Annotated in this window: 10 protein-coding genes; 6 read left to right on the forward strand and 4 right to left on the reverse strand. The window is 41.5% G+C overall.

Annotated features, from left to right (window positions below; genetic code table 11):
* The first annotated feature begins 283 nt into the window (after window positions 1-283).
* From ACG9ZB_RS10805 to ACG9ZB_RS10820, 4 genes are all read left to right on the forward strand, one after another.
* Window positions 284-454 (forward strand): hypothetical protein, encoded by a 171-nt coding sequence (locus tag ACG9ZB_RS10805; RefSeq protein WP_419325749.1) that lies wholly within the window; start codon window positions 284-286, stop codon window positions 452-454.
* 57 nt (window positions 455-511) lie between these two features.
* A complete protein-coding gene (locus ACG9ZB_RS10810) occupies window positions 512-1,276 on the forward strand; it encodes a glutamate carboxypeptidase (protein WP_419325836.1) in 765 nt (254 codons plus the stop codon).
* A gap of 498 nt (window positions 1,277-1,774) precedes the next feature.
* On the forward strand, window positions 1,775-4,180 hold the full coding sequence (locus ACG9ZB_RS10815; protein WP_419325751.1) for a YgiQ family radical SAM protein: 2,406 nt from the start codon (window positions 1,775-1,777) through the stop codon (window positions 4,178-4,180).
* Window positions 4,181-4,561: 381 nt separating this feature from the next.
* The gene (locus ACG9ZB_RS10820) at window positions 4,562-5,104 is read left to right on the forward strand and encodes a DUF2726 domain-containing protein (protein ID WP_419325752.1); all 543 of its coding nucleotides are present in this window, start codon (window positions 4,562-4,564) and stop codon (window positions 5,102-5,104) included.
* 61 nt (window positions 5,105-5,165) lie between these two features.
* Here ACG9ZB_RS10820 and ACG9ZB_RS10825 read toward each other — a convergent pair whose 3' ends face one another.
* The 4 genes from ACG9ZB_RS10825 to mdtD all read right to left on the reverse strand — a co-directional run bounded on the left by ACG9ZB_RS10825 (window position 5,166) and on the right by mdtD (window position 9,522).
* Window positions 5,166-5,522: a RidA family protein gene (locus ACG9ZB_RS10825; protein ID WP_419325754.1), complete on the reverse strand. Its 357-nt coding sequence runs from the start codon at window positions 5,520-5,522 to the stop codon at window positions 5,166-5,168.
* A 525-nt stretch (window positions 5,523-6,047) separates the two neighbouring features.
* The gene (gene dinB, locus ACG9ZB_RS10830; RefSeq protein ID WP_419325755.1) at window positions 6,048-7,109 is read right to left on the reverse strand and encodes a DNA polymerase IV; all 1,062 of its coding nucleotides are present in this window, start codon (window positions 7,107-7,109) and stop codon (window positions 6,048-6,050) included.
* A gap of 134 nt (window positions 7,110-7,243) precedes the next feature.
* Window positions 7,244-7,957 carry a GH25 family lysozyme gene (locus tag ACG9ZB_RS10835; RefSeq protein WP_419325838.1) on the reverse strand — a complete coding sequence of 238 codons (714 nt, stop codon included), beginning with the start codon at window positions 7,955-7,957 and terminating at the stop codon, window positions 7,244-7,246.
* A 170-nt stretch (window positions 7,958-8,127) separates the two neighbouring features.
* Window positions 8,128-9,522, reverse strand: coding sequence for a multidrug transporter subunit MdtD (gene mdtD, locus ACG9ZB_RS10840; RefSeq protein ID WP_419325756.1), 1,395 nt, complete (start codon window positions 9,520-9,522; stop codon window positions 8,128-8,130).
* A gap of 163 nt (window positions 9,523-9,685) precedes the next feature.
* Between mdtD and ACG9ZB_RS10845 the strand changes: the two genes are divergently transcribed.
* Complete coding sequence (locus ACG9ZB_RS10845) at window positions 9,686-11,590, forward strand: choice-of-anchor I family protein (protein WP_419325757.1); 1,905 nt, start codon at window positions 9,686-9,688, stop codon at window positions 11,588-11,590.
* Between the two features lie 166 nt (window positions 11,591-11,756).
* Complete coding sequence (locus ACG9ZB_RS10850) at window positions 11,757-12,731, forward strand: hypothetical protein (protein ID WP_004978518.1); 975 nt, start codon at window positions 11,757-11,759, stop codon at window positions 12,729-12,731.
* The last annotated feature ends 37 nt before the right edge of the window (window positions 12,732-12,768 follow it).

The raw sequence follows: 12,768 nt of genomic DNA on the forward strand, positions 1-12,768 counted from the left end.
AGTGTGGAGTTATCCATGTGAGAGTAAGTCATCGCCAGCTCATTAATTCTAAATCCCCCTCCGCTTAATGCAGAGGGGGATTTTTTTATGATGAAAAGATTAAGTAATATACGAATCAATCGGCTAATTTATATTTAGGATTGCTTTATACATACTGATTTACTTATTTATCGATCATGACATTTAATCTACCCAACATTTTTGTTTTAAGATTTTAAAAATATTGGATAGTCAATCAAATGTTCATAGTTTGTTAGCAATATCTTTAAATGGAATAATGAGTATGTCTAATAAAATTCAATACCAACTGAAAAAACTTCCTTTAATTTCATGTGCGTTGTTGAGCTGTTTGGCTTTTGGGCAAGTACATGCTGTATCTAATGATCAGGTCAAATATCTGGTTGAGTCAGAAAAAAAGAATTATTTAGGCTCTAGAGGCTTTAGTCAATATTGAGTCGGGGATTAAAGATCTTGTCGGCGTGAATAAGATCGCTAAATATGTCGCCGAACAATTAAAACAGTCTTACTTAACTCCGATGAAGAGATCAGTTCGCCAGGTTCACGCAAACTGATTACTGAAACTGCACAAGACCAAGATGTAGTTTTGTCATTTGAAGGTGGTGGTAAAGATGGTAGTTTACGATTAGCCACCAGTGGGATTGGTGCAGCATATTTAGAGGTTCACGGGAAATCTGTACATGCAGGGGTTAAGCCTGAAGCAGGCATAAATGCACTGACAGAATTGTCACATCAAATCTTACAGTTACAAGATTTATCGAATCCTAAAACGGGGTTGAAATTAAACTGGACGGTGGCGAGTGCAGGTAAAGTGCGTAACGTGATTCCAGACCTTGCAACTGCACAAGCAGATGTTCGTGCCTTGCAAGTTAAAGATTTTCAGCAAGTGGAACGTGTATTACAGGAAAGGATTAAACATAAAAAGTTAGCTGATAGTGAAGTTAAGTTAAAGTTTGAAATGCGTCGCCCACCTTTAATGGCAAACCCACAGGCAAAAAAATTGGCTGAACAAGCACAGCTTATTTACAAAACTGATTTTAACTTACCAATGAAAGTCTTAGCCGAAGCAACAGGTGGAGGTACAGATGCGGCATTTGCTGGCTTAAATTCAAAAGCAGCAATTTTAGAAGGTATGGGTTTATCTGGTGACGGTGCACATTCGAATAATGCGGAATATATTCTGGTCGAAAGTATTGTGCCGCGTTTATATTTAGCGACAAAGTTGATTATGGACTTATCGACCGCTCAAAAAGAATAAAGTTGGTATGAAAGAACTGAATTGATTTGAGTTTTTACATGATGAAAGATGGTGTTTATTTTTAGCAGCATCTTTCATTAATCTAAATATTAGAATCTTAAAAGGGAATGGGTGAGATCTTAAAGAAAAACGCCATAAAGTGAGGGATATTCTGAGAGATCGGCATAGCTATAGTTGATGTTAATTTTTCATTCTTTGCTGCATAATTCAGCTGAAACTGTTGGGTTTCGGTGCATTGTCTCTACTTTCCCAAGTGACTGGACATTGGTCTTTATTCTTTAAGGAATGAAGGGCCAGCTTTTGGCTCTTCACTGTCGAATTGTTTCTTTTTAAATAAAAACTTCGAAATTACGTTTGCATAAAAAAAATAAATGATAACGTGCTGTATATGATGCTTTTTTAACCAAGCAAGCTGAATGTAATTCATGGTAAAATGATCGGCTTTCATCTTTGATCTTTATTTCAGATCTTTCATCTGCCAGCCGAGAATTGCTAGCCATGTCTACTGCTTATACTATGCAGACCGCGCCTAAAGCGTTGTTTGATTACGACAAATATTGGGCGTCATGTTTTGAACCTGCGCCATTTTTGCCGATGTCGCGCGAGGAAATGGACCAACTCGGTTGGGATAGTTGCGACTTTATTTTGGTCTGCGGTGATGCTTATATTGATCATCCATCATTTTGTTCGGGCATTATTGGTCGTACGTTAGAAGCACAAGGTTTCCGTGTCGGCATTATTGCGCAACCAGATTGGACTAATGTTGAAGCTTTTCGTGTTTTAGGTAAGCCCAATATTGCTTGGGGTGTGACTGCTGGGAACATGGATTCGATGATCAACCGTTATACGGCTGATCGTAAAATTCGTTCTGATGATGCCTATTCACCAGATAATTTACCCAATAAACGTCCAGACCGTGCAGCAACCGTATATTGCCAGCGTGTGCGCGAAGCATTTCCAGATGTACCTGTATTGTTAGGTGGAATAGAAGCGTCTTTACGTCGTATTGCGCACTATGACTATTGGTCAGATAAAGTACGTCGTTCAGTGTTGATGGACTCAAAAGCCGATCTTTTGATGTATGGTAATGGTGAGCGTTCAATTACTGAAGTGATGCATCGCTTAGCCAAAGGCGAAAAAATTCACGAAATTACCGATGTTCGTGGCACGGCATTTATTGTGAATAAATTAAATCGTCCATCTAAAGCCAAGTTTGTGGAAATCGCATCGAATGATGTGGATACCATTGGCCGTGTTGATCCGATTATCAATCCTTATGTGATGACTGAAGATTTAGATGGCTGTGAAATTGAAAAAGATAAGGGTAATTCTTTAACTCAATACCAAAATTTCCAAAAAGAAATTGTGACGAATCAAATTGTTCGTGAAGGGGATAAACTCGATCCTGATACACAAATTGTGCAATTACAGCCGTCTTCAAAGGCAATTAAACATAAATTACCGCCGCGTGAACTGGCAGTGATTCGTTTACCATCTTTTGAGGAAGTGGTGAATGATCCTGTGCTGTATGCGCATGCTAACCGTATTTTGCATTTAGAAACCAACCCTGGCAATGCGCGTGCTTTGGTACAAAAGCATGGCGAGCGTGATGTTTGGTTAAATGCTCCACCGATTCCGTTAACGACGGAAGAAATGGATTATGTATTTGATTTACCTTATGCACGTCTACCGCATCCTGTCTATGGCGATGCCCGTTTCCCTGCATTTGACATGATTAAGTTCTCTGTGAACATCATGCGTGGTTGTTTTGGTGGTTGTACTTTCTGTTCGATTACAGAACATGAAGGACGTATCATTCAAAACCGTTCTGAAGAATCAATTTTGCGTGAAGTGGAAAAGATTCGTGATACCGCACCGGGCTTTACCGGCATCATTTCTGACTTAGGTGGGCCTACAGCAAACATGTATCGTTTGTACTGTAAAGACCCTGAGATTGAAAAGAATTGTCGTAAACCATCCTGTGTTTATCCGGGTGTGTGTCAAAACTTACATACCGATCATGCACCTTTAACGCAGCTATATCGTAAAGCACGTGCCATTAAAGGCATTAAAAAGATTCTGATTGGTTCAGGCTTGCGCTATGACTTGGCGGTGTTAAACCCTGAATATGTCAAAGAATTGGTACAGCATCATGTTGGTGGTTATTTAAAAATTGCGCCTGAACATACCGAAAAAGGTCCATTGTCGAAGATGATGAAACCAGGCATCGGGACCTATGATCGTTTCAAGCAAATGTTTGATCGTTTCAGTAAGGAAGCAGGTAAAGAGCAGTATTTAATTCCGTACTTTATCGCAGCACATCCAGGTACGACCGAATATGACATGATGAATTTGGCGATTTGGTTGAAGAAAAATGGTTTCCGTGCCGATCAGGTACAGACTTTCTATCCATCGCCAATGGCAACTGCGACCACCATGTATCACACGGGTAAAAACCCATTAGCTAAAGTGGCGCGATATACTGAAGATGTGGATATTGTGAAAGGTGAGAAGCGTCGTCGTCTGCATAAAGCCTTCTTGCGTTATCATGATCCAAACAACTGGCCATTATTACGTGAAGCTTTAAAGGAGATGGGTCGCCAAGATTTGATTGGTAACTCGAAACAGCATTTGATTCCAACCTATCAACCGCAAGGGACAGAAGGTCAGTATCAGTCTGCTCGGAAGAAAAACTCAACCGTGGATGGCGATTCGCAAAAACGTAATGGTGATAACCGTAACCAACAAGCGAAAAATCAATCGCGTCCATCAAATACCAAAAAGCGTCCTGAGCGCGGTCAGATTTTAACGCAGCATACAGGTTTACCACCGCGTGAAGCAGGTGATGCCAAGAAGCCATTTGGACATTCAAAGTCAAAACCAAAGTCTAAGTCACGTGCTTAATCGCAATTGAATATAAAAAAGGATGCTACGGCATCCTTTTTTGGGATCGATCTTTTTATTGCTTTAGCAAAATAGCTCAAAGATTGGTTTTTCTGCCATCCGTCTGGAAAATTGGGTCAGTCCAAAAAATCATATTGCACGTGAATGAATCACTCTATTACAGTGTAGATAGGCTAAAGAGCCAAAATTTCATTTAGATTAAAACAAAACGTGTTACAACGAATGACATTGCAAAAAATTGTTTAGTTTTACCAGCGTTTGTTTGATTTTAGCTTTAGTTTTTTTATTGCGTGGTTTGGATAAATGGTCAGTAGGTTATACTGATCGAATAAAAATGGTTGTGATACCGAAAATTATAATAAAGATCAAAAGGATGAAAATATGACAACTTATATGGTAATTGGTAGCGTGTTGTTGATACTGGTCATGATTTTAGCGAGTAAAGCGTTGATCCCTAAGACCAAGCAGCAAGATAGTGCATTAAGACAACGTGCTATTTTTAGTATGCATGAGCAACTGACTTATACTCGTTTGAAAGAAATTTTACCGCATCATACTGTTCTGGCACATGTGTCTTATGATGCCTTACTGACTACAAAATTTTCGCGTACGCGAAACAAATACCGCAATTTGGTGGCTGATTTTGTCATTATGGATAGTGCACAACAAGTTTTGGCAGTGGTTGCTTTAGAAGATCCGCTTTCACTGAAACGTCCACAAAAGGCACAGTTTAAGGATGCGATCCTCGAGATGGCTGGCTATAAAGTGATTCGTTATGAAGAAGTGCCTGACTATCATCAGTTACGTGAAGATTTTTATGGCGATCTCTATGCTTCGTCGCGTTCGACTAAAGATACGCGTGTAGCCAAAAAATATGATTACTATAATGCAGCACAAAATCGAAAATTACGTCTGATCGGCTAACTGAATCTCAGTGCGTATGATAAAAACATGAAAAATCATGTTTTTATCATGCATGTATTTTTTATGCAGGTTTCACTGCAATAACGGTTAACTCTACCAATACTCGTGGATCATAAAGTTTAGCTTCAACACACGTACGGGGTAAGGCATCAATGTCTGCAACCCAAGCATCCCAAACTTCATTGAACGCTGCATAGTCATTTTCAATGTCTTTTAAATAAATCGTCACCGATAAGATATGGCTTTTATCTGTGCCTGCATCAGCTAAAAATTGGTCAATCATGTCGAATGTTTGTTGGGTTTGACCTTTAATATCGAGATCAAAGTCAGACGCCAATTGACCTGCCAAATGAACGAGGTTGCCAGCAATCGCAACTTCAGAAAAACGATTTGAGACATGCAAACGTTGAACCGTCATGATGTATGCATCCTGTGTGATGAGTATAAAAATAGAAGATGAAAAGTAGTTCAATAGCCTACCACAAACTCATGTATGACAGATGGCTACGATGTTGGCTTTCAATCAGGTGCAGAATTTTACAGCTTGAAGGATCTTATCTATTGTTATAAGTGCATGTGAACAGAGGATGGGTTCAGTATCTTGACGTGGGAATTACAAAAAATGAAGCAACGCGATTAATAGTTCAATCTTATTCAGGCTTTATAAAAGTATATTTTTAAATATTGGATTATTCTGATGCTAGAGCGCTACTCTGTAATATAGAGGGGAAATACCATATAAATATCAGAGATGTCCTGTAATCTTCGGATTTGATCGTCACGCCAATCACAGGACGTATGCTAAAAGTAAAGGTAAGTTTTAGCATCTCAGCGGTTACATGGATAAATGCAGCGCGTCATTAGATTACTCTAAAAACACAGTTTGTGAATGCTAAATTGCATTATTTTTGTTCTTTTGGTTAAAAAATGACTCATTGAGCAATCAGTCAGACCATAAAGAGAGCTGGGGTAAAGGCTCTTGAGTCGAAAGTGCATAGACCCCAACACCGATAAGACGAAATTGTTGATCCGGTGTGATTTGCATTTCTTTGAGTAAGATATCTAAGGTCATTTGTAGTTCAGTTTGATGCTTTAATGGCGTTTTGAAGCTTTTACTGTGCTGTAAGGTTTGAAAGTTTTTCAGTTTCAGTTTGACGGTGACACCGCGGGCATACAGTTGCTTTTTCTCTAAGCTTTGCCAGACTTGTGCAATCAACTTGGGCCAAAATGGGAGACATTGTTCAAGGATTAAGTCATCATCAAAAGTGGTTTCTTTTGAAATTTGCTGACGTTCTCGTTCCGCTTGTACAGGACGCTCATCAATCCCTTGTGCATATAGATAGAGCTGTTTTCCATACTTGCCAAAATGATGAATCAGGATATTTTCATCTACATGCTGTAAATCACCTAAAGTTTCAAGTTTGAGCGCATGTAATTTTTCTTGCATGACTTTACCCACTCCGGGGATTTTTTTAAGCTGCAAGTGCTGAATAAACTGCTGAACTTGTGAGGGTTTAATCACGCAGATACCATTGGGTTTATTCCAGTCCGAAGCAACTTTGGCTAGAAACTTATTCGGTGCTACACCCGCAGAGGCGGTCAGGCCTATGCTCTGAAAAATATCAGCACGGATGCGTTCAGCAACCTCTGTGGCGCTTGCCAGTTGTTGTAAATTTTCCGTCACATCTAAATAAGCTTCATCTAATGAAAGCGGTTCAATGAGTGTGGTATAACGCTGAAAAATTGTATGAATTTGCTCTGAGACCGCACGATATTTAGCGAAATTAGGTTCAATTACTATCACTTGAGGGCAGCGTTTTTTGGCTTGAGTCATCGACATGGCAGAGCGGAGTCCGTAGTGACGTGCAGGGTAGGATGCGGCAGCAATGACGGCACGAGGATGGTGTGAAGAAATCACTACAGGTAAATGCTTTAAGTCAGGACGATCAAGTAACTCCACCGAGGCATAGAAGGCATCCATGTCGATGTGAATGATTTTTCGCATGTTGAATTTTAATGTTGAAACCTAAGTCAGTATTGCACTATTCAGATCGATTGCGTAGTCCTGTATGCGGCATAAGCGACAGAATTTGACTTGGTATTTTTGTATTTGAACTTCAAAGATGAGCTTGAAACTGCTTACTTGATCGGTAAGTTTTGTGGCGGTTCATAAAGCGCTTGGCGCTCTAAAAAGCTGATCCAATCTTGTTCTGAGCCGTGAAATACATTGAGATCCACCAAGGTTGGTATGCCTTTAATTTGACCTTGGCTGGTGTGTTGCCAAAAGGTCCATTTCGGATTGCCTTTGAGCTCAGGCTTGCCTTGATATTCACGAATCCAAAGGGGAGTTTGTTTAAATTCATCGACCAAAATAATATTATAAAATGCTTTAGATGTATAAAAAATGGGTTGCAAACCATAGTGTTTATACAGTTGGTCGTGCATGACCTGAATCTCTTTGAGCAGCTGTTCTCTGGTATAGGTGTTGATACAGTTGCTGTCATATTCCAAATCAATCACAGGCGGCAAACTATCGGTTTTCTTCGGCACAGTTTCGATAAAGTTCTGCGCCTGAATCTGGCCATCACGGCATAAACGATAAAAATGATAAGCCCCGACTAAAAAGCCTTGTTCACGGGCTTTGAGCCAATTGTCCTGAAATTTACGGTCTTTGAAATCGCCCCCTTCGGTGGCTTTTAAATAGACGAATTTAAACTCTTGGGGAGAAATGGATTGCCATTGGATATCGCCCTGATGATGAGACACATCAAAGCCTTTTACCGGATACTCTTGGGCAGATGCGACATTGTTCTGCAAGAAAAAATAGGTGATTCCCAGTCCGACACATAGCATCACTACACAGGCAATTATGTAATAGGGATATGAGATTTTTGACGGCGTGGAAACTTTTTTTCTTGCGGACATGCTTTTGCAGGTATTGGTTTTTAGCTCATCATCATAGCTCGAATTTGTGGAACTGACTATGATGATTATGGTCAGTAAATGGTAGCACTTCGTATCTGTTATTCATCCACGGTATCTTTGGGGATGTGCCAGAAAATAGCTGCGGTTATCAGGTTAATACAACCCAAAACAATTAAGGTGTTATGGAATGCCATGACGATGTGATCTGTGCCCCAATATGCCGTAAAGACATTGACCAAAGTACCTGCCAGAGCCACGCCAATACTCATCGAAACCATCATGATCATTGACAAAAAACTGTTGCCACTGCTGGCATCTTGTTGTGGTAAATCTTTCAGCGTGAGGGTGTTCATAGATACAAATTGCAGTGAGTTCAGCATACCAAAAATAAAGAAATGCAGCGCGCGTAGCCAAGTTGGGGTGTCTGCGGTATTGAGGGCAAAACTGGCGATACATGCACCAACCAACAAGGTGTTAACCAAAAGCACGTGGCGATACCCGAAGCGCTGAATCAAGTGACGAATAATGGGTTTTGAGGCCAGTGAGCCTAGCACTGTTGGAATCATCAAGAGGCCTGTCACAAAAGGTTCAAAACCGAAAGCTACTTGGAGCATGAGTGGCATCAAAAAAGGCATGGCATTGCCACCGAGGCGAGCAAAGAAGTTACCTAAAATACCCACGGCATAAATGCGGTTACGAAACAGTTTACTGCGAAATAGCGCATTTTGATGGGTATGTGCATGATAGGCATACCAGAGTGCAGCTACTAAGCTCAGTACAATCAGCCCCATACTCCACCATAAAGTCAGGTGCGGACTGGCAAAATTTTCAATCCCTAGAGATAGCCCTGCCATGGTGATCACCAACAGGATAAAACCCCAAAAGTCAAAACGCGGTACATTCTGCTCGGTGACATTCGGCATGGCTTTAAAGCTAATCAGGACACCTAACAGCCCCATGGGGAGGTTAATCAGGAAAATCCAATGCCATGTACTGACTTCGACCAACCAGCCCCCGAGTGTTGGACCAATCAGAGGGCCAATCAGTCCCGCGAGACTCATCAAACTCATGGCTGATAAAAACTGCGTCCGCGGAATGACTTTGAGCATGGCTAAGCGGCCAACAGGGAGCAATAATGCACCGCCTACGCCTTGTAGCACGCGATAGAACAACAACTCATTTACGCTTTCAGAAAAGCCACAGCCCAGCGAAGCAAGGGTAAAAATGATAATGGCACTGAAATAAGTATTGCGCACCCCAAAACGGTCTGCGAGCCAGCCACTCAAGGGAATACAGGCAGCAACGGCAAGCACATAGGCCACCACCACGCTATGCATTTGCAGCGGGTCTTCATTTAAACTGACTGCCATAGCCGGTAGAGCAGTATTCACAATGGTAGTATCTAAGCCTTGCATAAAAAAGCCAATCGAAACCAGAAGTACCAAAAGACGGTACTCAGGAGCGAGTGCTTGATGGGTCGGCGTTTGGTTCATAGATACAACAAAGTGAAATTTTTAAACAGTTTAGCTTAATTTAAGTTGGACTGTTGTTGCGAATGTGCATTTATCACATGCCATCAAATTGACATCTCTACGTCATGTGTTTGCAACGCGTACGTCATACATTGGTTAAATTTGAACCGATATTTAGATCATAATGAATAAAACATATAGTGCTGTCTTTTTAGCATACATGGGGTTGGGCTTAGCGGGGTGTAATGACAGTGATGATGCGCAAACCATCACATCACCACCAGTGGTAGAGGAAGCCACGCCGAATAGTATTGAACTGGTTCATCTTGCAAGTTATGAGTCGGGGATATTTGGACAGAGTGCAGCGGAGATCCCCGCCTATGATGCTGCGAGTAAGCGTCTGTTCGTGGTGAATGCACAAAAGGGCATGGTCGATGTTTTAGATTTCTCCCAGCCAGCGCAGCCGACATATATCCAATCTTTGGATGCTAAAACTTATTTATCTAATTCCGAGGTGAATAGTGTCGCGGTGCATAATGGCATCGTGGCACTGGCGGTTCAGGCTGAGGATAAAACCCAAACCGATATTGTGGCTTTCTTTAAAGCACAGGATCTCTCTTTTATCAGCCAAGTCACTGTAGGGGCTTTGCCAGATATGTTGACCTTCACTCCTGATGGTCGAAAAGTACTGGTAGCGAATGAAGCGGAACCGAATGAAGGGTATCAAGTTGATCCCGAAGGTTCGGTCAGCATTATTGATATTTCAGATATTCAAAAACCAACAGCAATCATTGCGGGCTTCCACACATGGAATGACCGTAAACAAGACTTATTAGATGTAGGCATTCGTATTTTTGGCCCAGACATCAGTCAATACTCAAATGTAGCGACCGCAGGTATTCAAACGACCACCGTTGCACAAGACCTAGAGCCTGAGTACATCGCAGTCAGTGCTGATGGTAAAAAAGCATGGGTCAGTTTGCAGGAAAATAATGCCATTGGGGTTTTAGACTTAGCAAAAAATCAATTTGTTGATCTTTTCCCGATGGGCTACAAGGACCATAGTTTGCCTGAAAATGCCTTGGATGGAAATGACCGTGACTGTGCTATTGGCCAAGACTCTTTGGGGCGTAGTATTACAGAATGTGCAAAAGATGCAGGCATGATTAATATCCGCTCTTGGCCAGGGCTATATGGCATGTATATGCCCGATGCCATTGCACAATATCAAGCCAATGGTAAAACCTATTTGGTCACGGCCAATGAAGGGGATGCCCGTGAATGGTTAAGGGATGAAGCCAAATACTTTGAAGGCGGGGACTTAAATGCTGGTTATGCTGAAGAGATACGCATCAAACATTTGTTTAAAAAAGCAGGTTTTGACGCCAAAGGTGATTATGCCGCGCATTTACGTCAACTTGCACCGGGTTTGAAAGGGGCAAAATTAAACCCCGAGGTGTTTAAACCTTGTCAAACGGCTGATGCAACAGAAGTCTGCGCGGACAATTTAATTAAAGATTCACAAATTGGACGTTTGACCATTAGTTGGACGCAAGGTTATCAAAAAGATCTACTGACTGGTCTGCCAAAGCTGGATGAAAATGGGCGTCTGACTTATGACAAATTATATGCCTATGGTGGTCGTTCGGTAAGTATTGTCGACCCTGAAACCAAGCAGATTGTATGGGACTCGGGGAGTGAGTTTGAGCGAAAAATTGCGGAGCTGTTCCCAGAGCAATTTAATAGCAATCATGAAGCATTTAAATTTGATGACCGTAGTGACAATAAAGGCCCTGAACCTGAAGGTGTGACTTTGGGTAAAATTGGTGAAAAGACCTTTGCCTTTATTGGACTTGAGCGTGCCAGTGGCATCATGGTGTATGACATTAGCAACCCGAATCAGGCTAAATTTGTTCAGTATTTGAACCATCGCAATACCAATGAAACTGAAGTCACGAAGCAAGGGGACTTAGGTCCAGAAGGTTTGATTTTTATCGCGGCGAAGAATTCACCCAATGGTCACCCGCTGTTGGTGGTGGGAAATGAAGTCAGTGGTAGTACAGCAGTTTATGAAGTCAAACTCAATTAAAAAACTGAACTTTGAATTTGAAAAAAGAGCACTACGGTGCTCTTTTTTTATGGCGCTACAAAAAATATATGACAGGGATGTCATGAAAATGAAATAAAACCGTCATAATCTTTGGCAAACGTCCAAGGGCACTGTCTTGGAATAAATTATTCAAAAGGTTGGTTTTATGACAATCGAAATTTTGATGGTGATAGGCTTCTGTTTAGCCGCTTATTCTATCGTCGGAAATGATGTGCCACAGACATTAGGTACGTTTATTTCATCCAATGCACATCGTCCATGGTGGGTGCTTTGGCTCTTTATCAGCAGCATTTTGGTGGTGGTGTTGATTTATGGTTGGTATGCATCTGGTGTGGGTGATGCATCATATGGCCGTTTAGAAACGATCCCTTTTCCTGAGGGTGGAGTCACGTGGCTCTATATTGTGCCACCGATTTTACTGTTATTTTTAACCAAATACGGAATTCCCGTCAGTACCACTTTCTTGGTTTTAACCATTTTCTCGCCTGCAAGTTTAGGCTCGATGATGGTGAAATCGATGATGGGCTATGCGGTGGCCTTTGTGGTTGCGATTATTGTCTATCGTTTTGTGATGCGCCAAGTCGCGAAGTATTTTGCGAAAACCCGTAATCAAGAACCGTCGCATATTTGGATTGGGCTACAGTGGGTCTCTACGGCTTTTCTGTGGAGTCAGTGGCTGATTCAAGATTTGGCCAATATTTTCGTCTATGTACCCCGTCAAGTGCCGTTTTCATTTTTACTGTTTGCCATCACGGTCTTTGTGGTGTTGTTGGCGGTGATTTTGTACCAACGTGGTGGTGCGATTCAGAAGATTGTCGATACCAAAACAGGTGTTACCGATATTCGTGCAGCGACCATTATTGACTTTATGTATGCCCTCATTTTGTTGGTCTTCAAAGAGTGGAGCAATATTCCAATGAGTACCACATGGGTATTCTTAGGTTTACTTGCAGGTCGTGAGTTTGCAATGTCGATGATTTTTGATGAAGTGAACAAACACCGCACTTCGCGTAACGTCAGTAAAGATGCGATGAAATTGATGTTTGGCTTAGCCATGTCCGTGATTTTGGCGACCACACTGCCGTGGTTCTATAACTTTGTCACCCATTATGGACAATAACCGCACATGTTAAACAAGCGAGCTCTAGGCTCGCTTT

This window comes from Acinetobacter johnsonii (genome assembly GCF_048551975.1).
GTDB classification, from domain to species: domain Bacteria; phylum Pseudomonadota; class Gammaproteobacteria; order Pseudomonadales; family Moraxellaceae; genus Acinetobacter; species Acinetobacter johnsonii_A.